Annotated in this window: 23 protein-coding genes; 7 read left to right on the top strand and 16 right to left on the bottom strand. The window is 59.7% G+C overall.

The annotated features are described in order from the left end of the window. Positions 1 to 54 precede the first annotated feature (54 nt). Complete coding sequence (locus tag DIE11_RS27845; RefSeq protein WP_124486365.1) at positions 55 to 1,308, top strand: site-specific integrase; 1,254 nt, start codon at positions 55 to 57, stop codon at positions 1,306 to 1,308. A gap of 345 nt (positions 1,309 to 1,653) precedes the next feature. On the opposite strand, the gene DIE11_RS27840 is transcribed toward DIE11_RS27845, so the two are convergent. Next, a complete protein-coding gene (locus DIE11_RS27840; protein WP_059620058.1) occupies positions 1,654 to 1,947 on the bottom strand; it encodes an H-NS family nucleoid-associated regulatory protein in 294 nt (97 codons plus the stop codon). A gap of 683 nt (positions 1,948 to 2,630) precedes the next feature. Here DIE11_RS27840 and DIE11_RS27835 point away from each other — a divergent pair. After that, entirely contained in the window at positions 2,631 to 3,197 is a 567-nt protein-coding gene (locus DIE11_RS27835; RefSeq protein ID WP_174937184.1) for a hypothetical protein, read from the top strand. Positions 3,198 to 3,261: 64 nt separating this feature from the next. Here DIE11_RS27835 and DIE11_RS27830 read toward each other — a convergent pair whose 3' ends face one another. The 12 genes from DIE11_RS27830 to DIE11_RS27775 all read right to left on the bottom strand — a co-directional run bounded on the left by DIE11_RS27830 (position 3,262) and on the right by DIE11_RS27775 (position 15,378). Further along, positions 3,262 to 3,912: an acyl-homoserine-lactone synthase gene (locus tag DIE11_RS27830; protein ID WP_174937186.1), complete on the bottom strand. Its 651-nt coding sequence runs from the start codon at positions 3,910 to 3,912 to the stop codon at positions 3,262 to 3,264. Between the two features lie 208 nt (positions 3,913 to 4,120). Then, complete coding sequence (locus DIE11_RS27825; RefSeq protein ID WP_260430300.1) at positions 4,121 to 4,861, bottom strand: LuxR family transcriptional regulator; 741 nt, start codon at positions 4,859 to 4,861, stop codon at positions 4,121 to 4,123. A 419-nt stretch (positions 4,862 to 5,280) separates the two neighbouring features. Next, positions 5,281 to 6,207 (bottom strand): 3-oxoacyl-ACP synthase, encoded by a 927-nt coding sequence (locus tag DIE11_RS27820; protein WP_124486363.1) that lies wholly within the window; start codon positions 6,205 to 6,207, stop codon positions 5,281 to 5,283. After that, on the bottom strand, positions 6,204 to 7,232 hold the full coding sequence (locus DIE11_RS27815; RefSeq protein ID WP_185633831.1) for a 3-oxoacyl-ACP synthase: 1,029 nt from the start codon (positions 7,230 to 7,232) through the stop codon (positions 6,204 to 6,206). The genes DIE11_RS27820 and DIE11_RS27815 overlap by 4 nt, the downstream gene beginning before the upstream one ends. An 8-nt stretch (positions 7,233 to 7,240) precedes the next feature. Further along, positions 7,241 to 7,792 carry a GNAT family N-acetyltransferase gene (locus DIE11_RS27810; RefSeq protein WP_254601396.1) on the bottom strand — a complete coding sequence of 184 codons (552 nt, stop codon included), beginning with the start codon at positions 7,790 to 7,792 and terminating at the stop codon, positions 7,241 to 7,243. Positions 7,793 to 7,830: 38 nt separating this feature from the next. After that, the gene (locus tag DIE11_RS27805; RefSeq protein WP_124486360.1) at positions 7,831 to 8,940 is read right to left on the bottom strand and encodes an acyl-CoA dehydrogenase family protein; all 1,110 of its coding nucleotides are present in this window, start codon (positions 8,938 to 8,940) and stop codon (positions 7,831 to 7,833) included. Positions 8,941 to 8,968: 28 nt separating this feature from the next. Beyond that, entirely contained in the window at positions 8,969 to 10,177 is a 1,209-nt protein-coding gene (locus DIE11_RS27800; RefSeq protein ID WP_124486359.1) for a pyridoxal-dependent decarboxylase, exosortase A system-associated, read from the bottom strand. Next, entirely contained in the window at positions 10,174 to 11,793 is a 1,620-nt protein-coding gene (locus tag DIE11_RS27795) for an acyl-CoA ligase (AMP-forming), exosortase A system-associated (RefSeq protein WP_124486358.1), read from the bottom strand. Before DIE11_RS27795 ends, DIE11_RS27800 begins: the two co-directional genes overlap by 4 nt. Positions 11,794 to 11,843: 50 nt before the next feature. After that, the gene (locus DIE11_RS27790) at positions 11,844 to 12,791 is read right to left on the bottom strand and encodes a 3-oxoacyl-[acyl-carrier-protein] synthase III C-terminal domain-containing protein (RefSeq protein ID WP_124486357.1); all 948 of its coding nucleotides are present in this window, start codon (positions 12,789 to 12,791) and stop codon (positions 11,844 to 11,846) included. Further along, complete coding sequence (locus DIE11_RS27785; RefSeq protein ID WP_254601397.1) at positions 12,788 to 13,687, bottom strand: 3-oxoacyl-[acyl-carrier-protein] synthase III C-terminal domain-containing protein; 900 nt, start codon at positions 13,685 to 13,687, stop codon at positions 12,788 to 12,790. Before DIE11_RS27785 ends, DIE11_RS27790 begins: the two co-directional genes overlap by 4 nt. A 121-nt stretch (positions 13,688 to 13,808) precedes the next feature. Then, entirely contained in the window at positions 13,809 to 14,087 is a 279-nt protein-coding gene (locus DIE11_RS27780) for an acyl carrier protein (RefSeq protein ID WP_124486355.1), read from the bottom strand. A gap of 31 nt (positions 14,088 to 14,118) precedes the next feature. Further along, positions 14,119 to 15,378, bottom strand: coding sequence for an acyl-CoA dehydrogenase family protein (locus DIE11_RS27775; protein ID WP_124486354.1), 1,260 nt, complete (start codon positions 15,376 to 15,378; stop codon positions 14,119 to 14,121). A gap of 231 nt (positions 15,379 to 15,609) precedes the next feature. On the opposite strand from DIE11_RS27775, the gene DIE11_RS27770 reads away from it, so the two are divergent. Then, positions 15,610 to 16,446, top strand: coding sequence for a FadR/GntR family transcriptional regulator (locus DIE11_RS27770; RefSeq protein WP_124486490.1), 837 nt, complete (start codon positions 15,610 to 15,612; stop codon positions 16,444 to 16,446). A 41-nt stretch (positions 16,447 to 16,487) separates the two neighbouring features. On the opposite strand, the gene DIE11_RS27765 is transcribed toward DIE11_RS27770, so the two are convergent. From DIE11_RS27765 to DIE11_RS27755, 3 genes are all read right to left on the bottom strand, one after another. After that, a complete protein-coding gene (locus DIE11_RS27765; protein WP_311767599.1) occupies positions 16,488 to 17,924 on the bottom strand; it encodes an amidase family protein in 1,437 nt (478 codons plus the stop codon). 345 nt (positions 17,925 to 18,269) lie between these two features. Next, entirely contained in the window at positions 18,270 to 18,596 is a 327-nt protein-coding gene (locus DIE11_RS27760; protein ID WP_124486353.1) for a helix-turn-helix transcriptional regulator, read from the bottom strand. 64 nt (positions 18,597 to 18,660) lie between these two features. Continuing rightward, a complete protein-coding gene (locus DIE11_RS27755; RefSeq protein ID WP_124486352.1) occupies positions 18,661 to 19,011 on the bottom strand; it encodes a helix-turn-helix domain-containing protein in 351 nt (116 codons plus the stop codon). Between the two features lie 178 nt (positions 19,012 to 19,189). Here DIE11_RS27755 and urtB point away from each other — a divergent pair, with 178 nt between their 5' ends. The 4 genes from urtB to DIE11_RS27735 are packed head-to-tail and all read left to right on the top strand — an operon-like array spanning position 19,190 to position 22,633. Beyond that, entirely contained in the window at positions 19,190 to 20,065 is an 876-nt protein-coding gene (gene urtB / locus DIE11_RS27750) for an urea ABC transporter permease subunit UrtB (RefSeq protein WP_124486351.1), read from the top strand. Between the two features lie 3 nt (positions 20,066 to 20,068). After that, positions 20,069 to 21,142 carry a branched-chain amino acid ABC transporter permease gene (locus DIE11_RS27745; protein ID WP_124486350.1) on the top strand — a complete coding sequence of 358 codons (1,074 nt, stop codon included), beginning with the start codon at positions 20,069 to 20,071 and terminating at the stop codon, positions 21,140 to 21,142. Continuing rightward, positions 21,142 to 21,876, top strand: coding sequence for an ABC transporter ATP-binding protein (locus tag DIE11_RS27740; RefSeq protein ID WP_124486349.1), 735 nt, complete (start codon positions 21,142 to 21,144; stop codon positions 21,874 to 21,876). Before DIE11_RS27745 ends, DIE11_RS27740 begins: the two co-directional genes overlap by 1 nt. Next, positions 21,863 to 22,633 carry an ABC transporter ATP-binding protein gene (locus DIE11_RS27735; RefSeq protein ID WP_124486348.1) on the top strand — a complete coding sequence of 257 codons (771 nt, stop codon included), beginning with the start codon at positions 21,863 to 21,865 and terminating at the stop codon, positions 22,631 to 22,633. The genes DIE11_RS27740 and DIE11_RS27735 overlap by 14 nt, the downstream gene beginning before the upstream one ends. Positions 22,634 to 22,640 lie beyond the last annotated feature (7 nt).

The following is a 22,640-nucleotide window of genomic DNA, read 5'->3' as shown; positions in this document are numbered from 1 at the left end:
CCTCACGAAACATGGGTAGCGACATGGGTTTTGTGGGTAGGAAAGGAGGGCGGCATGGCAGGACGACAATTGCATCGGCTTAGCGCGCTGCGTGTCGCGAAGGCGGTGGATCCGGGACATTATGCCGACGGCGGTGGCCTCTTCATGCAGATTGCCGGCAGTGGCGCGCGCTCGTGGGTGTTTCGCTTCACGCTCGACAGGCGAGTACGCGAAATGGGCCTCGGACCGCTTTCGCGAGTCTCGCTTGGTGAAGCGCGAAAGCTGGCCACTCAGTACCGCGAGATGGTTCGGGACCAGATTGATCCCATCCTCGCGCGGCGCGAAGAGCAGCGTCGGCGATTGCTCGATATCTCCATCGATGCCAACGTGACGTTCCGTGAGGCAGCTGAAGCGTTCATTCGAGCGCACGAACCGGAGTGGCGAAACCGGAAGCACAGTCAGCAATGGGGCAATACGCTCAAGACCTACGCCTATCCCACCATTGGCGATGTGCGTGTGCGCGACATCGACACAGCGATGATTGTCCGCATTCTGCAGCCGATTTGGACCAAAAAGGCAGAGACGGCGCGCCGTGTACGGGGGCGCATCAAGGCGATCCTGGACGCGGAGACCGTGATGGGGCACCGAACCGGCAGTAACCCGGCGCGATACGTTGACCATCTGCAATTAGTATTGCCGCGCTCGAAGAAGCGCTCGCAGGTCCGGCATCATGCTGCGTTGCCTTGGGAGGACATCCCGACATTCATCCGGGAATTGGAGCAACGCCCGCGACGGGCGGCAAGAGTGTTGCACTTGCTTGTCCTGACGGCGACTCGCACGAACGAGGCGCGATTTGCGCGGGTTGAGGAGTTTGATCTCGACAACCGTGTCTGGAGTATCTCGGGAGATCGCACGAAGAGCGGTCGGCCGCTGCGCGTGCCACTTTGCAAGCGGGCCGTCGAAATTGTACGCAATGCGCTGCCGAAGGCGAAGTATGGATATTTGTTTCCCGGTTGCACGGAAGGGCGCCCACTGTCGAACATGGCAATGCTGTCCCTGCTGAAGCGCATGTCGTACTCCGGCATCACCGTGCACGGTTTCCGGTCGACATTTCGTGACTGGGTCGCCGAATACACCGACTATCCGGATTCTTTGGCAGAGGAAGCCTTGGCGCACATCATTACTTCGCAGACGATAGCGGCTTATCGGCGTCGCGATCAGCTCGAAAGACGGCGGCTCATGATGGAAGACTGGGGCGCGTATTGTTCAAGCGGACGCATGTTTGAAGAGTCAATGGCGCCGGTCATGCCGCAAACGTTCGCTGCCTAAATCGACGTTGCTTCTGTTTTAAAACGTTGCTCCGGGCCGGGGCGGTTTGCACGTGCCCGATATCGCGAGTGCGAGGCTGTGTCGTCGGTATATTGCTTGATCCTAATGCAATGCAGGCCGAATTCATCGACATCTGGCCGTATCGATGCTATGTGTGGAATAGACTCGCCGCCGAAACGAACAACACGGATTCCGTAGGGCCGCGGGGTGTCTTCAACGTCGGGGCAGCTAAGGCGGATCGGAATCGCTTAGGCCGGCGCGGCTTGATACAGATTCACTGGGCCAGCAGCGTGAAGCTGCTGGCCCAGTGAATCTGTCTGGCGGCCGATCGCTACGCTGCGGTGATCATTCGGCGATCAAGAAGCGATCACGTTTCTTACCCTTGATCCATGACGGTTCGCGGCCACGCCCGCTCCACGTCTTGCCCGTTTTCGGATCCTGATACTTCGGCGTCGCGGGTTGGCTGCCATTCGCGCTACGTGTGCGCTTACGGCCGAAGACCTGTTCCGGCGTGAGACCGTACTCTTGAATACGGGCGCGAACTTCTTCGAGCACGGTCTCTAGTTCGGCCTGCCTAGCTTCTTCCGCTTGCACGAGCAGTGCATCAGCCTTGGCTTTCAACTCTTGATAGGTGGCCATTCTTCACTCCACGTGGTTAAAAGAAACAGTATTGAAATGGTCGCTTCGAAGAGTCCAATTCGGCGCGACGTATCGGGTCTGCGACATGTCATTGTCGGCAGCGCAATGGGAATGATTGCGCGATTTTCTCATCGTTTGGACCAGGAGTCGACCATTTATCGCTTCCGAGGCCGCCGACCTGGGAACAATCGAAGCCGTACATTGGACTATTGCGGTTGGGTACGCGAATTGCCGACGATCATAAGTGGCTTGTTGGGCGGTCGCCCATGGTACGACGACGGGCGCTTGCCGCTCTGATCTGCGAGCGGCGCATTGGGCCGTCTCCATTGGATTGCGTTGGGCGGACAATGAGGAGGCCTATTTTGAGATCGCCGGCTCTGCCCAAGCGGAAAACTTCAGACATGCCGCGTTATTTTTTCCGTACGCGCGTGATCTCGTGCAACTGACAGACCAATTCCGCGCCGATGTTGTGGTGGAGTGTTTCGTTTTTCCATATTGTTCAACTTCGCAGGCGCGCTGATCAGTGCCCCCCAATCTTCACAGTTGACACTGTTGCGAGAAGGAACGAAAAAAGACTCACCGATTTGCGCCGGCGCGATGCGTCCAGTCAGTTCGGTGTATCAGCGATCCGATTTCTCGCGGTGTGTGGAGTACATATCGCCACGTTCGAGGCGAGGCCTGCTATGGAGCAACGCGATAATGTTTGGCGATCCAGCGATACAAACGCATGCTTGGCACCGGCCTGCGAATGCGAGGCTTTGCAGATTCGCTTGCGACTCGCCGAAGCACGGATTCGTCGTCTCACAAGATGCGTTCAACTGAAAGACGAGAAGTTGTGCGAGCTTGGGAAGGTCCTGACGAACTCGGCGACCGCGCACTATTGCGTTGAAGAGCGATTGCAGCGTGAGCTCGATGCGCTGCGGATTGATCTGCCGGCCGACGTGCCGAGCGAGCACTACGGTCCTGTTGATGGCGATTCAATGGGAGGCGGTGTAGTCGTTCGGCTGCCTTACCTGACCGCGATCCTCTCAGTGTTGTTCGACGCGATGCACGTGTTCTGGGCGGACTGCGATGACGGCCGCCTGCCAAAATCTTCGACTGTCGCTCATGCCATTGATGAACGTCTCGGACTGCGCGCACAGGCAAGCGGCGAAGGTTCGCGTACCGGTCAGGCCTACGCATCCGCCATCCGGCCAGATTGGGTAAAGGATGCGGATAATCGGCATCACAGCCGGCGATCCGCATCTTAGTCGTGGCCTTGGCTGCCGAGTGCCAATCTCGGCGGAGCGCGACGGCCCCTGCCGGGAAGAACGGCTATCGCATGTCTGTTGAGCAACGACTAGCGCATGGCCGCCTCCCCGGCGAGCCCGGAACATTCGGTGTGAGCGACTGATGCCATGTGATTGATGATCGGAGGTTGTCGAGGTTGGCTCCAAGGCTGGCGAACGTGGCGGGGGTGAGATCAATCGCACAGGTCAGGAACGGAGCGGTAGCTGTGTCCTGGTGCGGTCCAAAATATTGCAGATCAAGGCCAAAGCGGCGGTACAGTCGTGCAATGGCGTGGGTGACGACACCGATGATGCGATTCGCGCCGAGTGATGCAGCGACGGCCATGACATAGGGAAAGAGTTGCATGTCCGAGCCGGAGAACCGTGATAGCTCCCATATGGTGGGTGAGGAGGGAAGGTCGAGGTTCGACGATCGAGGAAGCAGTTCTCGGAGCAGGTACGGAGAGGTAGTTGGCATTAGGCGTGCGCAACCACATATCTGTCGTTCGGATGTGAGTGCAACAATCTGAACGGTGTTTTCGCCATCGAAGTGATCCCACTCGATGGTTTCATTTTCCTTAATGTCGGGCAATGGCCAGCCGAGGCGGCGGACGAAAACGTCATATCGGAACGTGCCAAGTCTTTCACGAAGCTCAAGTGGCAAGTCGATCAATCTGCCGGCGATAATGAGTGGCATTTGTGTTCCCCATCGTTTAGTGATGGGCGCTACCGTATCAAGTCGAAACAAAAGCTGGAACTAGTTAGGTAGGGGGGGAGGCAAAAATGAATATTGGCCGCGTATTATCAGTGCAAGATTGAAGATCTCCAGCTTGTCCAGAATTATTCAATATATGGGATTTGAGAGATCTGTGGGCATGGTTAAGTCATACCGGTAGCATGCCTGCTCATTCTTCGGGAAATTCTTTGTCTGAAATAACGGGATAATCAAGCAGGCCGTAATGGGCGGCAATGACGGCAGCTGCTATTCTGCTATTTACGTTCAGGACCTTCATTGCTTCAGCGATATGGTATTCGACTGTATGGCGGGATACTCCGAGGATCAGGGAGATGTCCGGCGATGTTTTTCCTTGTGCGACCCATGTAAGGCACTCACGCTGACGTGGAGATAGCTCAACGAGTACCTTCGGGTGGGGAGGGGCGAACCGATCCAGCTCCAAATGAAATAGAGTGCTGATTACGCTCGCGAGCTGCCGGCTCGTCTCTGCATTGATACGGGATGACCGGCCTGATAGATTGATGAGCAAAACACTGCCGCCAACCTCACGAATTGGAATGCTAAGCCCATTTTTGAGTCCGGCGTCGCATGCTTCCACGAGCACATGTCGCTCAGCGTGGTTCAAGTCGGTAATATCACCCCAGTGATAAGGTCCCGAAGAAGTAAAAGCCGCTCGATGTACGGGATCGACAAGGCCGTAGTCGTGCTGTAGATAGTGCTGCACCCAGTTATTGGGATAATGCGAGCAAATTGCCTCCATAGACATGCTGGGTCGAGAGCGAATGCAAGTCAGGGAGATCCGGGTGACGGCGTAACATGGAAAACCCAATGGAAGCACCGCATTGCCAAGTAAGTCAGAAAGCGAGGAAATATCCTTTGCATCGGTAAAGAGGGACAGAATGGACGCCATTCGAGTGGCTAATGTGACATTCCACGGTGGTGGCTTGGATGCTTTTTTGTGTGTGCGGTGCCGAAATCGTGTTCTCATGACTTATACCTCGCTTATTGCCTAGTGGTATTTGAGAAAAATTCTGGAGCAGGGCGTCGGGTCGGTGGTGGCGACTCGGACAAACAGTATGGTAGTGAGGCGCTGAATGCCCGCGCACCCGCTATGCTATGGCGGACGCCGGAAGTTGCGTCGTGATGGACGTTGGGCGCGTAGCTAGTGTGGAGTCTAATGGATGGGATCAGAACGTCATCCAATAGATTGTAATAGTTTAATACGTGATTTATTTTTAAAGTCACTGTCCGGAACAGGAACGATATTGCGATGTATTTTGCGATCACGTGCCGCGCCATCGGCGAAATTTCCTGAATTCAACGATCCTGTTAGCGAATGAAGAGCGCCGCTGCGGAAAATCCTCCCACTCCTCGGGCGCATAGTAGGAAAGGCTTACCGGGAATCAGATCGTCGCAGTCGACGAGATTGATGAATGGATCGCTGACCGTCACATGTGCGATGCGGGCGAAGTTGTCAGTAAACAGGCATCGTGCTGGAAGACCAAGCGATGCAACAATTCGGCGCCAGGTTGGCAGATCCAGATGGGAAGGCAAGATGCGCTGAATCTCTGCCGGTGGCACATTTGCTTCGGCGCTGACTTGCGTCGCGAGTCGACGCGCCGCAAAGAAGTACTGAGCTGCGAAACGCGATTCATCTTCTTCCAGTGTGCCGCGCCAACCTTCTCCGCTCGCGTGAAACGCCAGCGAGATCAATCGATTGACAGAAGCATCGCGTTCGACGAGCACAGCACATGCGCCGTCGCTGAGCAATCCGGCCCCGGCTATTGACCGGTCGCTTGCGAGGGGCATGACGTCGGCGCCGACCAGCAGGGCGCGGTTGATGGCCGGACGGGCGGCAAAGATCGCGCGAATGATCCGTAGCGCACCCAGTGATGAGGCGCAATGCTGTTGCGCAAACGAGAATGCCTCCGCCTGCTCGAAATTAAAGTGTTCGCATAGCAGGCGTGGCAAGGACAGCGGCGGTGGGGCGACGCTGCCTTGAAGCGTATGAACGTAGACAAGAAAGTCGATCGTGTCGGGCGCAAGCTGGGTCGCATGAATGAGCGATTTGATGGCGTTAGTGGCTAGCGAGAGCGCAGTGTGTCCCCGAGCGTCGTAGAAGGCGCGCACCCCCGCTTCTTCGAGGCGTTTGATGGTCTCGGCGGACTGTTTCGTTCGTTGGCCCCAGCTGCGAACGTCATCGACCGGCTCAGGTAGGTAGTAAGCGGTATGGACAATCCCGATGGATACGCTCATGGCGGGTTGAGATATACGAGCGGCCTGCCATGTGATTCGAACAATGCGCAACCGACGAAGCCGCCTAGGCCGACGCCCCACGTCAGGATTCGCTCGCACACTGGCAGGTCGTGAGATTCGAGTACATCGGCGAGCTGCACGATAGGTTCGGCTGCGCCTAGATAGGCGTGGCGGTGGTCGGAAAATTCAATGAGACGGCGACTGAGATGTCGGCAAATAGCTTCATCAAGTTGCGGATCTATTCCTGCTCCTACGACGGTGCCAACATCGTTCGGTTCAAGCTCGTGTCGGAGCAGTATCGTGTCGATCGTCGATCGCAGCGCCGGAACCCAATCTGTGCGGATATCTTGGCTCGAGAGCGGGGCGGGTGTCGCGAGCCGGTGGAGGCGGCTGGCGCGCGCGTCGATCACCTTCAGTCCGCAAGACGCGGGTCCGGAGCGCTCCACCATGATGGCACCGGCCGCGTCGCCCTGCACAGTTCCCTGATCGGTCCGTCGCGAAAACGGCGCACACCATTTTTCTGCAGCGACGATCAAGATGGTGTGGATTTCGGGCTCAGCAATCAGCAGATCGCTGGCCAGCTGCAGCGCCGTGAACGTGGAGGCTCCCTGCTGTTGGGAGACGGCGAACGGGAAGCAGGGCGCGCCGATTACTGCGCGCAAGCGTCCAGCAGTCGTTGTGGATACATGCTCGTTGAGGCTACTGTGGCAGAACATTGCAATATCGATCGGCGCTGCATTGGCTGGTCGCGCTGCACATATTGTCTGCGCTACTTTGGCGGCGAGCCCGGATAGATCGGTATCGCGCTCAACAGGCACACAACGAGTTTCGTCCGCCGCTGCGTTGACTGCAGCGCTTCTGGTTGCAGCCGCTTTCTTTGTGGGGTGGGGCGCGTAATCGGCTTGCCACGACGCGACCCAAGCGTGCCAACCGGACCGTATCGAAGCACCACGCGTCGGCTCGATTTCGCACCCACGAGGTACTGCGGCTGTGCTCGGCACATAGCTGGCAAGTGCCGTGATCATGGGGGTATTCATGGTGCCCGTGGTAGCGCGTGGTCCTCGGGCAGCAGGTCATAAAGGAGCCGCCCGACGCGCGTGCCATCGACGAGATGACAGTCTCGTTGCAGTCCGATCAGACGAAAACCCAAGCGCGCGAGTAGACGTTGCGACGGAACATTGCATTCGACAGCCCATGCTGTGATGCACCGCAGCCGATCACGGGCGAACGCTTCATGAAGGAGGTATGTCGCGGCGTTGTAAGCCATATTGACGCAGATTGGCCGCAACCGATCGCGAAGGATCCAGAATGAGCCCGTCGCGAAGCGATGCGTGACGTCACTGACGGCGACCACACCGCTCGGCACTGCATAGCCAACCGAACCGAACACGCGTATTCGATGCTGTCTGCTATGGACCATCGCTTGCACCGCCAATGCGGGCAGGGCTTGGCGGCCGAGCCCGAAGTCGAACCACCGACTGATGGTCGGCTGGGCGAGCCAGGCGACGATGTCGTCGATGTCATTCGGCCCTGGTTCGCGTAACCAGCAATTGGCGGACGTTGCATGTGATGCAGCGTTGTCCATTGAGGGCTGAAGCGTGCCATCCGTAGGGGCACAGCCATTCATACGTCGACCTCCTCATTCGCGTCCCGCGGCTCCGAGAGCCAGCCGAGCGCTGTATCGACGCGCAGCAGGAGTTGGGCAAACCAATGGCTGGTCTGGAAGCGGGCTGCCGGCGGGAGGCCTTCAACATAACCGTGGCCGCCGCAAAGCTGCACGAATTCACGACTGACGTTGACCGACTCGGCCGCGGCGTGTCGCAGTAACTGACGGACCAGCGCGACTGGCGCCGACGGGCGGGCTGCACTGATCGCTTGCAAAAAAAGATGGGTGCCATGGGCGGCGATCAGCATGTCGGATAATCGCGCCGCGACGAGTTGATGGTTTGCCAACGGCTTTCGGAACGCTTGCCGAGTCGCCGCGTAATTGAACGCGAACCGGATGCTATGTTGCATGGCGCCCGTCGAGAGCGCAGCGAGATAGAGGCCGATTTCCGTCAGGTACGTTTGCGCGGGAGGAGTGCTATCGCAGTCGGCTCGCGCAATCACGGCGAGCGGCGTTTCGGCCACGGCCTCGTCAGAATGCAATTGCTCCAACACGAGGGCGCCGAGCGTGGCGATGTCTGTCGATCTCGAAGATCGCTGATGACGCGGACGCTCGGTGAGGAGGAGGCGTCGCTTGTCATCTATTCGCATGGTGAGGGTCATCGCGCTGCCCAGTGGACCAAGTTGCCATATTGTTGCGTTGTCGATGCCGGGCACGGACAGCGCGATCGCTGTTGTGCCATCGAAATACGCCTGAACAGGCCGAGCCAAAACCGGACCGAGCGCATTGTGCGTCCGGAGCACCATGAGCGCGGGTGCGGTCAGCGTCAACTCCAATGCACGCTCAAGCGGTCCAGCGGCGAGCGCTTCGACAACAAGTGCTAGACCGTGACGGTCGATTCCCAGGCCGCCGTGTTCCTCGGGTAGGACCATTGCTCCAAGATCAAGTGTTGCGGTTGCGAGTCTGACGGTTTCTTGCCATGCTGCTACGCTGGGTGAACCGGTAAGCAACGGCTCCAGTCGGTCGCGCGCGAAGCGTTGGCTCGCGATATAGAGGTTGAGTTGATCATCGGTCAGTGCCCACGGCGCCGGGGCCGGCCCCGACGGGAAGGAATCAGGGGAGAACATCACAATCCTCCACAAAGAACGAGGGTGGTCAGACGAGCATCTCGATCGCATTCGGGTGGCCGAGAAAGTCCCCAGGGCTGGCCGAGCGTCCATACGCACCCGACTGGAAGACGACCACAAAGTCCCCAATGTGAGCCTTGGGAAGCAGCACGTCATCGGCGATCCGGTCGAGCGGCGTGCATAGGCATCCAACGATGTGGCAACGCTCCGTAGGGGCTTGTGTCTGGAGATTCCCGATCGCGACCGGAAAATTGCGGCGCAGGATCTGCCCGAAGTTCCCGGATGCAGCCAGGTGGTGGTGCAGGCCGCCATCGGTGATCAGGAACGTTCGGTCTCGGGATACCTTGCGATCGATGACGCGGCACACATAGATGCCGGCTTCTCCGACCAGGTATCGTCCAAGTTCCAGGGTCGTGCGTGTGTTCGGCAAACGATCGCGGAATACGCCGAGCCAATCGTGCATGGCATCGGCGACCGCAGCGAGGTCAAGTGGTGTTTCCCCCGCGAAATAGGGGATGCCGAAACCGCCTCCGAAGTTCACGTATTGCGGAGCGAGCGACAGGCCAGCGGCCAATCTCACGACGAGATCTGCGCTTTTCCGGTGAGCCTCGATGACGGTCGGGGCGTGCAGACACTGGGATCCCCAAAAAATGTGAAAACCGGCCAACGTCACTTCTCTAGCATCAAGCTCGCGCAGTAGCTCGGGCACCTGCTCCGCATCGAGCCCAAAAGGGGTGGCCCCGCCACCCATGCGCATGCCGCTGTGATCGACGTGAAAGTCCGGGTTGACTCGTATGGCGACCTTCGGCTGCACACCCAGCTCCCAGCCGAGTGCTGTCACGAGGTGCAACTGGGTGACCGATTCGAGGTGAATGTTGACACCGCTCGCGACGGCGCGACGCAAGTCGTCGCGGCTCTTGCCTGGGCCGGCGAAGCCAATCAGTTCTGCGGGCATGCCCGCATTTAGCGCAAGTGCCATCTCGTTAGCCGATGCCACGTCGAACCCGTCCATCTGTGGCGCGAGGTGATGGACGACCGCGGCCATCGGGTTGGCCTTGATCGAGTAATGTAGGTCGATACCGGCTGGCAGCGTATCGCGCAGCGTGCATACTCGCTCGTCGAGCGTTGCGCGATCATAGGCGAAGAACGGTGTGCGCCCTGCGCGGTCGGCCAAGCGATTGATCTCGACGCCGCCGACGGTGAGGACGCCGTTGTGCTCCCCAAACAGCCCGTTCACGACTGCCTCACTTCGGAGGCGGCGTCAGGGCTCGAGAAGGCGGCGCGCAATACGGCCCGATCGAATTTCCCGTTGGGGTTGCGTGGAACCGTCTCGCGAACCATGATGCGATGCGGCACCATGTAGCGCGGCAGATGCTCCGCACACCAGATCTGAAGCGTTTGAGCATCGAAGCCCGTGGCGGCCGGCACGACCAACAAGACGACGGCTTCTCCGAGTTCATCGTCAGCGATGCCGAAGGCAACCGCTTCCGTGACAAGGCCACTGTCATGAACGACTTCTTCGATCTCTTCAGGGCTGATGCGGTAACCGGAGCTCTTGATTTGCGCGTCGTTGCGCGCGACGAAGTACAGGAATCCTTCTGCATCTCTCCGTACCAGATCACCTGACCAGACCGCACGATCTCGTGGTGCGCCGCCCGGTTTCAGTTCGGGCGAAGGTCGATAGCGCTGGGCTGTGCGCGTCGCGTCGTTCCAGTAACCGAGCGTGACGCAGGCTCCGATATGGACCAGTTCTCCGGTTTCGTCGGGTCCACAAGGCGAGCCGTCATCGCGCACGACCAGAATCCGGGCGTTAGGGACGGCTTTTCCGATTGAATCGGGGCGGTGGTCCACCTCTGAGGGATCGAGAAAAGTTGAGCGAAATGCCTCGGTCAGGCCATACATCAAATAGGGTTTGGCCTGCGGAAACAATGCCCTGAGTTGCTGCAAGACAGGCGCCGGAAGCCTGCCGCCGGTATTCGCGAAGTAGCGCAATGTCTGGCGTGCCGTTTCGGGCCAAGCCGCACGAACCAGTTGCATCCATAAGGGCGGCACGCCTGTGATTGCTGTAATACGTTCGCTCGCGCAGGCATCAATGACATCTTGCGGCGCAAGATAATTGATGAGCACCGCAGTGGCCCCCATGGCCCAGGTGGATGTGAGCTGACTCAGGCCAGCATCGAAACTGAGCGGCAGGGCGGCGAGGATTCGATCGGATGAGGCGTGGTTCAGATAATGGGCAACGCTCCAGGCACCCTCGAGCAGGTTTCGGTGGCTTAGCATCACACCTTTTGGCAGTCCGGTCGAGCCTGACGTGTACAGGATGGCGGCCAGATCAGTGTCGACATTGGCCCATGCCGGTGAGTGCAGTGGCTTTTCACTATCCCGTTCCGTGCGATTTCCGCTTGCGGACTCGGGCCAGCTTTGAACGTGGGTTGTTGTTCGGAGATGTCGGCTCGCGGAGCCGGCATCGTCTACGATAATTGTGTTGGAAACGCCGGTAAGACCATGTTCGTCAAGGATCCGCGCGCGCAGCGCGCTGGTAATCAGGCAATCGGCACCGGAGTCGAGCAGGATGTGAGCGACCTGTTGGGGTTTGAGGAGCGGATTGATCGGAACGAACACGCATTGCGCGGCAGCTGCACCAAGCATCGACACGACGGTTTCGACACGTTTGTCCAGATAGATCGCAATGCGCGCGCCGGCCGTGAGTCCAAGCGCGTAGAGTGCATTGCCCATGCCTCGCGCGCGGTGAATCAGGTCCTGATAGGTTACTCGGGCGGAACCGCAGACGAGAGCTTCCGCGTCTGGTGTGCGGATTGCAGCGGCTTGCACGAGGTCGAGGACGTTTCTCATGATGGTATCCGGATCGAATGTCGAGCGTTGTAAGGAAATCGTTCAGGTGATCAGTGGCGGACCACCATGGCACCGAAGCAGCCAGCGAGACCACACGAAAACAGCAGCGACCAACCACCCGGTTCCCGGTTCGAACAGGTCTGGAAGTTGATGAAGGGATCGGCGCCAAAGACGTGGCCGACTGGCGCGAAGTTCGCCGTGAAAAGGCGCTCATGAGGGATGGCTAGCATTGCCATCAGCCTGGACCAGCCCGGCAGATTCGCGTGATGAGGCAGTACATGCGTGATCTCGCGTGTCGTAATGCCTGCTTGTTGGATGGCGGCCCGCATGGTGGTGAATGCAGACCAGTAGTACCGATCGTCGGGAACCGGCTGCAGATCTTCGTCGGTGCCGCGGAAGGATCGTCCGTCTGTGTACACGTGCAGGCCCGCAATGGCGTTTCGATGACCGTCTCGTTCGAGCAATAGCGCACAGGCACCGTCGCTATGGAGGGCAAGATCCTGGATTGCTCGCAGTCGGTCGCAGTGAGATCCGATCACATCGGCGCAGACCACAATCGCGTGCCGGATGGAGGGCCGTCGCATGGCGAGCGCCTGCAATACACGGATCGCGGCCATTGGCGAGACGCAGTGCTGCTGCGTGACTGAAAATGCCAGCGCACGGTTTAGATCTGTTTGGGACTGAATCTGTTGGGCAGTACTTGCTGGGGGCGCGATAACGCTGGTCTGAATCGTGTGCGTGTACACGAACGCATCTATTGTTTCAGGCGCCGTTCTGGTATCGCGCAGCAGGGACGATATGGCGTCGACGGCAAGCGTCACGGGGGATTCGCCGGCCGCGTCGTGGAACTGCGTTACACCGTTTTCGATCAGTGCACGCGCACGCGTCGACGGCTGGCCACATCGCTCCGCCCAGCGATGTGCATCCACGGTTCGATCCGGCAGACTGAATGCGATGCCAGACAGCGCAAGGGAGCTATTTTCTTGCGACGCAATCATGATCCACCTCCGCGAAATTCAAGGAGAGAGCAGCCGGCCTGCCCTTGGAAGCCGGTGGACCAAACGAGGGCATGTTGTCCCTCGCTAGGGTCGATCGACCGCAGCAGCGCGTCGAGCCGTGCAGGCGTGTCGGCGGCGCAGAAATGACCGGACGCGTCCATACGTATGTGGCAGACCCGTTCGGGCCGCAGTCCGCAACGTGTATTGGTTTCGTGAGCCAGTCGAGTATCGATTGGCGCCGGAAGTACCCAGTCGACATTGGCAGGTTGCACACCTGCGATTGCACACGTCTCGCTAATGACGTCCGCGAGCGTCGATAGGTAGGCGGGTTCGCGCTCACTTGCGAGAGGTGGGATTCCCGGTGTCCGTACGGTGAGCCCTCTCACGCACCATCCGGGGCCGGGGTGTTTCGCGATCAGTACGGCAGCGGCCCCGTCACTCATGTCGATCAGTGCACCGATCCGACGTGAGAACGGCCGGCGCCAGCGTTCCGCGGCGACAATCGCGACGGTATTCAGTCGGATGTCAGCCGCCATCATCGCCACGGCGATATCCAACGCCATCAGGAACGACACGCCTTGAAGCTGGCCAACCGCCAACGGTGCTCGGCTTGATCCAAGTTCGCTGTGGAGACGGCAGGCACACGACAATGCCAGATCATGCTCGAAGCTCGTTGTGCATACGATGATTTGATCGGGGGTGGACGCATCGATATGAGACGACGAATCAAGCAGCGTTCGCACGGTAGCAAGTGCCATGTCGGACAATGTCTGGTCGGGTTCCACAGCGACCCGGTTATCAGTAGCTCGTGATGCTTGCGGCAACGGAATACCGGCCACGCCGAATGGGGCACCACTGTCGCGCCACCGCAGCGTATCGGCATACACTGCTTGCATCACGTCCTCTCGTGCGGACCCACCCGAAACCATGAATGGTTCGATACGTGCATCGGCCGGGACATCGTGCTGTGGGATATATCGTGCCGTGGCGACAATGCGCGGTTCGGCGCCAGTGAAGTCAGTCGAGGGACGCATGGGATTCGACGAACGAGACGAGATTGCCGAAGCGCAGGAACAGATCGGCGGATAGATCTTCGGGCGCCAGCGTGAAGCCAAAGCGCTGCTCGAGTTGCAGCAGCAAGTCCGTCATATTCATCGAGTCCACGCCGACATCGAAGAGATTGGTGTCATCTACGATGAGATCGGTGCTTAGGGTGCTGCCAAGTACCGATAGCAAGCAGGCTTTTACTGTCTCGGACACGCTGGCGGAGCTGGGAGAGGCGGGGTGGGTTGCCATGAACGATCTCCAGTGCGAATTTCGGACGGGGTCAGGATGGGTGCGCTTCTGTAGAGCGGTGCGACGCGGAAGGGATGGCCTCCCAGGGAAGAGATGCCGAGCGTAGTGCGGAGCGAGCAATCATGAGCCGCTGCAGGTCTCCGGTGCCTTCCATGATGTCGAAGGCTTTTGCATCGCGATAGCTTTGCTCGAGCGACGGAAAGGCAGCGATACCGTCAAGGCCGGCGAAATCGATCGCCGCTCGGGTGATGTGGGCGGCTACCTGAGACGCATACGCCTTGGCCATCGACGCATCCACCGAAGTGGCCATTCCTTGATCGTTTTTCCACGCCGCATGTCGGCAGAGCAACTGGGCTGTAGTGATTTGCCGATCGATATCGAGCAGAGCTCCGTTCACATCGGCAGTGCGCTGGCGTTGATTCACAGGATGTCCGCCTGCTTCGAAGTAGGCCACGAGATCGTCGCGTACTCGTCGACATGCGCCGACCATGACCGCGGACAGTAGCGGGCGGAAGTAGTCCCATGCGTGTTGTGCGCCCGAAAACGCGTCGTCGAGGGTTTTTTCGTCACCGCGTCTGAGGAGCGCGTCGTCAGGTACTTCACAGTCGTTGTAGGAGAGAACTGCGAGCTGACTGGCGCGCAGCCCCACCATTTGCTCGACGCGATCGATGGAGAAGCCCGGGATATTGCGATCGACGTGGAACGCTCGAACGCCGAAGCGACCAGCGTGCCGATTGATGGTGGCGAACGTGATCACGTCGTCCGCGCGTGCGCCGTTGGTGATGAAGCACTTGGTACCGTTCAGTACCCAGCCGCGTGCCGTCTTGCGAGCGGTGGTCCGCATCGCGGTCGCATCAGAGCCGCAGTCGGGCTCCGTAATAGCAAACGCACCCCAGCGCGGTGTGTCACTGCGAAATCGTTTGAAAAAGTGGGTCTGTTGCTCGCCGCTGCCGAGTGCGAGGACGGGCGGCATTGCGAGGCCAGGGCCGGGCAGAGCGAGCGCTAGCGCCGCGTCGGCGTACCCGAGATATTCCATCAGTGTGGTGCGCGACATCAGTGATTGCACGTCCATGCAACCGCCGTATGCGGCTGGAACGAGATTCAAGTTCAGCGCAGGTACGTCCAAGGGTGCAAAAACTGCATCTGGAATCTGCCGTGTCCGGTCGGCTTCGGGGCCGTGCAAACGCATGCGTGCTGCAAGCTGATCCAGTTCCAGCCCGTCGGCCGAGAGGTTGGCCCGGATTGTCGCAAGCGTGGATTGCACCTGAGACGACTTCACCGACTCTGACATGAGGGATTTCTCCTGATGGCAACCAATATCGAGTGACCGACATGCACGGATGTGATCGGTACTCGACGCATGGCGTTCGGATTGCAGCGTAGGTCTTGGGCACTATCCCGGCTACTCCCAACGTTGGGAGGGAGGCTTGCATGGAGCCGGAAATCTGGCCGTGTCGGGCGCGGATGCCTGATAATGGCGCCGGGATACAGCAGTGAATGGCCAACGACGGACATGACCGATATGGCAGGGCGAAAACCGACAACCGAAAAGAAGATGCCGCCGGCGCAGCCGGATAAACGAGGCTCGCGCGCGATCAAGCGAGGCGACCAAGTGGCCGAGCAGATCAAGCGTTGGATTAACGACGGGCAGGCGCGACCAGGGAAACGCTTGAACAAGGAGGCTGAGCTTCAGCAAATGTTCAATGTCAGCCGAGGCTCGATGCGCGACGCGCTCAAAGCCCTAGAGATACAAGGGCTCGTGAGCCTGAGTACCGGGCCGGATGGCGGGGCAACGATCACACGTGTGCCGCTGGCCCGGGCATTCCAGTCGCTGCAGAACTATCTCTTTTTCGAGAGCGTCACGCTCGAGGACATTTATGCGGTGCGCCGCACGCTGGAACCCATGGTGGCTGCGGGCGCGGTCCCCCATCTAACAGACGCGGATTTTGAAGCGCTCGAGCGCAGTGTGTCCGTTTGTGAGCCGTTCGAAGCGCGTCACGCCGAGGCGCTTGACCAGCGCCACGAGGATATTCACTTCCACGATGTATTAGCTGCCGCGCATCCGAATGCGTTTCTGCGTAGCCTGTGCCAAATCATCAACCAGATGCTGCACACGCTCGTGATCGTGGCGGGAAACGTGACGCAGCAGGACTATCAGGCATTTGGACGGCACACGGTTGCCGCGCACCGTGCGATATTGGACGCCGCGCGACGCCGGGATGCCGAAGCGGTCGCGGCGCTCATGACCGAGCACATGGACGAGGCATATGCGCAACTGCGCACAGTGCACGCCGCGCTGCAGCAGAAGCTGGTGCTGGACTCGGAGTTGGACCTGAGTTCCGATCGTGACGCCGGCTAGAGCATGTAGGCGAGATCCAGTCCACTTCGGCTCCTGGCTCGTTAGGCAGGCGTTGCTCCGGCCGCAGCGGCGGAGAGCTCGCGTGTCAGCTCGCCGAACGGGGCGCGCCCAAACGCGCGTTCGAGCATATGGCTCGCCCACAACACCAATGCATCGGCATGGCGACCGCCTACTATCTGGATGCCGACGGGCAGGCGCGTGGCAGTCATCCCGGCATAGAGGCTTGCCGCCGGCAGTCCCAGCTGATTGCACCAAGCCGTGAAATGCGGAAACGACGCTTCGTTTGAACTTGCTTCGGTAAGTGAGGGGGCCACGTCGGGATACACCGGGCAGATGAGGAGATCGTGTCGCTCGAAAAACGCATTGACGGCGGCGCCCAGTTCTTCCCGTTCGATCAGTGCACCCAATAGCTCACCCCGCGAGATGCCGTTGCCGGCTTGCGCGTATGCCTGCAGCGACGGGTCGAGTTCTGCCCACCTGTCGGTCATACCGTCCGTGAGCTGACGGCAGCATGCGCGCCAAAGTGTTGTGTGGACCGCATTGCATTGCGCGACACCAGGCGGATCGGCGACGTGAACGAGTGCACCAAGTTCGCGAAACATCGCTGCAGTTCGTACCACAGCATCGTGGATTGCAGCCTCGGCGATGACAGGCAATCCGAGCGTGGGACTGCACGCAATACGAATACCGCCCGGAACGGGAAGGCATGACAGCCCGCGCGCATAGTCTGCTCCCTCGAACGGTAAAGCGTACCAGTCGCGGCTGTCCGGGCGGCTGATGATCGTTAGGATCTGAGCGGCGTCCTCAACGCAACGTGTCATCGGTCCGACATGACTGAGCAGACCGAAGGGGCCGCGAGGTGCGTGGGGCACGCGCCCAAAACTGGGCTTGAATCCGAAGACGCCAGTGAAGGAGGCTGGGATGCGAATGGATCCGCCACCGTCCGTGCCGATGGCCACTGCACCCATTCCGAGCGCAACGGCAACGGCGGCACCTCCGCTGCTGCCACCCGGCGTACGCGAGCGGTCCCATGGATTGCGCGTGGTGCCGGTGAGGGGACTGTCGGTGACGATCTTGTGTGCGAAATCCGGCATAGTCGTTTTGCCAAAGCAGATTGCCCCCGCCTCACGTAGGCGCGCCACGCTGGGACTATCGGATGCGGCGGCTTCAGGCATCGTCGCCCGCGACCCGTATCGCGTGGGGAGTCCGGCAACGGCGATGTTGTCCTTGATGCTGACCGGGACGCCGTCGAGTTGGCTGAGGGGCGCGCCACGTTGCCAGCGCGCCTCGGACGCCCGCGCCGATTCGAGAGCCTCATCGGCGACTTGGCAGAATGCGTTGACCGTCGGATCCAATGACTGGATCCGTTCCAAGGTGGTCTTCATCACATCGACGGGCGATGTCCGTCCGTTCGCATACAGCCCGCTAAGTTCCCACGCAGTCAGTCCGCATAAGTCGCTTCCCATGTCATTCTCCAATTAATTATCATAAATTAACGGTAGACGTGATCGGCCGAGTTTGTCAAGCTGTGGGGTATCCAGTCAGCGGGGGAGATTCCGGGTAAACGCTTGGACGGGGCACGTTGACGAGTGACCGTGGTGAGCGTAGATTTATGATAATAAATAGGTGATGCGCCAGCGTGATCCGCAGCGAAGACGCAGAATCCGTGACATGCCGCGCATTTCGGGGCGCAAGGTGTCGAGTCACCGAAATCGGCGACGCGTCGTTTGCTCGAGGGAACCGGGGCGTATTGGGAGGGTGTGTGGTGTCGCTGCCGGCACAGAGGGTGTTGTGATGCGCCCGATGAGGGGCGACTTTGAGCGCTATTCCTGCGCGAGTGCTTCCGCGCTCGCAACAAGTGCTCTTTTCTTTTCCTTGCTCAGTCGGCCGGCGATGGCAAGAAGGTTTGCGAGCAGGTCGTCGTCCTCATAGAGGAAGCTGGTGGGGACCAGCATCGCGCGCGCCAGACGTTGGCTGGTTTGAAGCGTGGGCGTATGTTTGCCCTTTTCGTATTGGTTAACGCGGGCGCTGGCGGAAAATTCGTCGATGCCAGCCTGGATGCCGAGCTGTTCCTGTGTAAGGCCCGAGCGCAATCGAGCCTGTTTCAGGCGCTTGGGAAACACGGAGGCAGAGGTGGCATCGCTGGACATGCACAGAGTGTCCGGGAAAGGCGCGCAGTTTTTGCTAAGTAACTCTTAGTCTGTCGACTAAAATTTACTTGGTCTTGGAGGTGAGGGGGATAGTCTGCGTCAACGCTTCAGCGCTCTTGAGGAGGGCCTTTCTCTTTTCGCGAGACAGCCTTGCCGCAGTCGCGAGAATACTTGCGAGAAGGTCATCTTCTTCGTAAAGGAAACTTGTCGGAACCTGCAGTGCAATGGCCAGCCGCTGCCCCATCTGCAGCTTGGGCGTGTGCTTTCCGCTTTCGTATTGATTCACGCGCGCGCTTGCGGAGAATTCGTCGATTCCCGCTGCGATCCCAAGTTGCTCCTGGGTGAGGCCCGAGCGCAGGCGAGCCTGTTTCAGGCGCTTGGGGAAAACAGCGGATGTCGATGAAGATCGAGGCATCCTAAGAGTTTCTTTATTTATTGTGGGATTTTTACTAAGTATTTCTTAGTCTAAAAGCTAAGAATTCCTTAGTTGGATGGCGGCGAAGTGATGACTTCTCTGCTTGGTGAAACGAGGACTCCGCAGCTTTCGAGTTGGACAGGATTGGCGGCGGACATGACATGACGGACTTTGGACGATGGCGACAATCTTGAACATCCTCAGCTACGTGAGCATCCTCGCGCTAATCGCGCTGGGTCTCGCGATCATCTTCGGTTTGATGGACATCGTGAACCTCGCACACGCGGAGTGGGTGACGATCGGGGCCTACACGTTGGCAGTGGCGCAATCGTTGGGCGGGCCGCATGCGTTCTGGCTCGCATTGTTTGTGGCGCCGGTGGTTGGTGCGGTGTTCGGATGGTTCCTTGAGCGGCTCGTGATCCGGTTGCTCTACGACCGTCCGCTCGACACATTGCTCGCGACATACGCGATCAGCCTAATCGTCCAGAAAGCCTTCGAACTAGTTTTCGGCACACATCCGATGCTGGTGTACGCGCCCTTAGAGGGGGCGATTCCCGTGCCGGGGGGCAGCTATCCGGCGTATCGACTCTTCGTGATTGGCGTTGCAGCGGTGGTGACGACCGGTTGCTGGCTGCTATTCACCTATACACGCTTCGGAATTCAGCTGCGTGCTGTGATCCAGCACCCAGCGATGGCGGAGGCAGTCGGTATCGACACGCGGCGGCTGAACCGGCTGGCGTTCTGTGGCGGTGCCGCACTCGCATCGCTGGCGGGCGTCCTTGTCGCGCCGATGACATCGGTGGAGTCCCATCTTGGCGTCGCCTATTTGGCCAAGGCGTTCTTCGTGATCGTGTTGGGCGGTATCGGTTCGATCGCCGGCAGTCTGCTGGGTAGCGCCTTCGTCGGCACAGCTGAAACGCTGCTCAGCTATCGCGTCGATCCGTCCCTAGCCTCAGCGATTGTGCTGATTCTGTCCATCGTTCTGATCCGTTTTCGGCCGCAGGGCCTGTTGCCCGGTTTCAGCGCCGCTCATCAGTTCCACGGTAAAGGTTGAATCATGCTCCAACAATTTCTTGCGAGTAAGCGCCGCTGGTTGTTTCAACCAGCGATCAGTATCGAAGACATCTCTCCGATGGCAATCGGCGCAGCGATTGTTGCTGCCGCATTGATCTTGCCGTTCTGCCTGGGCAGTTATCCGCTTTCGACCGTGCGGGATGCGCTGATCATGGGACTGTTGGCACTGAGCTACGACCTGTTGTGGGGTAGGGCTGGCGTACTCACGCTCGGACATACAACCTTCTTCGGACTCGGCGCGTACGGTTTCGCAATCGCTACCGTGCAATATGGACAGACGCCCGCCGTCGGAGTGATCGTGGGACTGGTCTGTGCCGTGGTCGTCGCGGCCGTGTTGGGCTATTTCCTGTTGTTTGCCGGTGTGCGCTTACACTTTTTCGCCATTATCAGCATGGCCGTGCTGATTGTCGTCCAGCAACTGGCGACAAGCTGGCAGTCGGTCACGGGCGGTGACACGGGTCTCCTCGGCATTCCGGGGTTGTCCTTCTCACTGGTCGGGCACACGCTCGATTTGAGCGGAGCGCGCGGGTCCTGGTACACGGTCGTGACCGTGCTTGCCGTACTGCTCGTCGCGACCTGGCTCGTATGCCGCAGCCGGTACGGCAAAGTCCTGACCGCGATCGCGACGAACGAATGGCGGGCAAAGGCGTGCGGTTATCACACGTCCGGGCACCTTTTGCTGGTGTCCGTCGCATCGGCTGGACTTGCCGCAATCGCAGGAACGTTGATGGCTGCCTGTTCGGGGGTAGTGGCGCCCGATGTGTTCTCGCCGGTGCTGGCCACCGAAGTCATTCTATGGGTGGCGATCGGCGGTAAAGGCACGCTCGGTGGTCCGGTGCTCGCCGCCGTCGGGTTGACGTTGCTTAAGCAAACGGTATCGAGCGCAACTACCGACGGATGGCCGCTCGTGCTCGGCGCATTGTTCCTCTGCTGCGTGCTGTTCCTGCCCAACGGCGTACAACTCGGTGGCTTGATCGCGGGGGCACGCCGGATCGACCGAATTCGACGGGGACGTAGCCCCTTACGTCGTGCCGAACGCGTGGAAGGAGGCCGGTAATGGATACGCCGCTGATAAAGGGTGAAGGGTTGCAGCGCGCGTTCGGTGGCATTCATGCGGTCGACAACGTCGACGTGTCGATTGGCTCACGCGATCTGCTGTGCGTAATTGGCCCGAACGGCGCTGGCAAGAGCACTTTGGTCGGGCTGTTGTCCGGCGCAATCGCGCCGGGGGCCGGAGAGTTGTACCTCGCCGGTGAGCGTATGACGGGTCGGCCGATGCACCGATTCTGTCGACGCGGCGTGGTTCGCAAGTTTCAAGGCACGAACACCTTTCTTTCAATGAGCGTGCGCGAGAACCTCGTCGTCGCGGGCCTCGGTGTTGCCTCGTACCGGGACACGCCGATGCCGGATCCGGACGCCATTCTGGACGAGATAGGACTGTCGGACCAGGCCAACTTACGTGCGATGACCCTGCCGCATGGTGAACGCCAGTGGCTGGAGATTGGCATGGCGATGATGTGCCAACCCGCGTTGCTCTTGCTCGATGAGCCGGCCGCCGGCCTGTCGGTCGCCGATGCGCAGCGGCTCGTATGCCTGATTCACCGTCTGCGCGAGCGCTGCGCGGTACTCGCGATCGAGCACGACCTGAGCTTTGTCGAGGCGCTACGGTGCGAGACCTGGGTCATGCACCGCGGCCAGATCGTTCGACGAGGTTCCTATGCGGACATCGCGCGCGATGAAGAAATCCGGCGCATCTATCTCGGTCAGGGAGCGGGTCATGCTACACATTGAGAATCTGTCTGCCGGATATGGCGACGTTGCAGTGCTGCATCAACTCAACCTCGACGTCGGGCCAAACGAAGTTGTTGGCGTGCTCGGCTGTAATGGCGTCGGCAAGACGACCCTGGTCAAAGCGATCATGGGCTTGCTGCCACGCGTGACAGGCGACGTGCGGTTTCAGGGGCAATCCCTCAACGGCTTGCGCACCCATGCGATCGCCCGACGCGGCATCGGATTGGTTCCTCAGGGACGCTGGATTTTTCCCAAGTTGACCGTGCGCGAGAACCTCATGATGGGCACGCAGGCTGCGGGTGGTGGGGCGATTCTCGACGAGGTGTTCGAATATTTCCCCATTCTCAAGTCGCGACTCTCGCAGCACGGCGGCACGCTGTCCGGAGGTGAGCAACAGGTGCTCGCGATTGCCCGCGCGCTGTGCGGTCGGCCGAAACTGCTGTTGCTGGATGAACCGTCCGACGGCGTGCAGCCGAATCTGGTCGAGCTGATCGGCGAGGTCATCCCAACGTTGTGCCGCCGATCGCAGCTCGCCGTGCTCCTGGTCGAGCAGAACCTTGACCTTGTGCTGCGCAGCGCGCAGCGCTGCATCGTGCTCAAGAACGGGCGAGTTGCCCATGCCGGCCGCATCGAGCCGCGAAGCGGTGCCGCGGGGGCCCATCCGTTGGCACAATACCTGTCGCCGGCCGCCGAGTCTGACACGTCTTCAATCTCTTCACTACATTCGATGCATTCCCACCTGGACCTCACCCGATGAAGACTAC

The sequence above is a fragment of the Burkholderia sp. Bp9012 genome, from assembly GCF_003853825.1.
GTDB lineage: Bacteria > Pseudomonadota > Gammaproteobacteria > Burkholderiales > Burkholderiaceae > Burkholderia > Burkholderia diffusa.
This window is presented reverse-complemented; position numbering and strand designations above follow the sequence as displayed.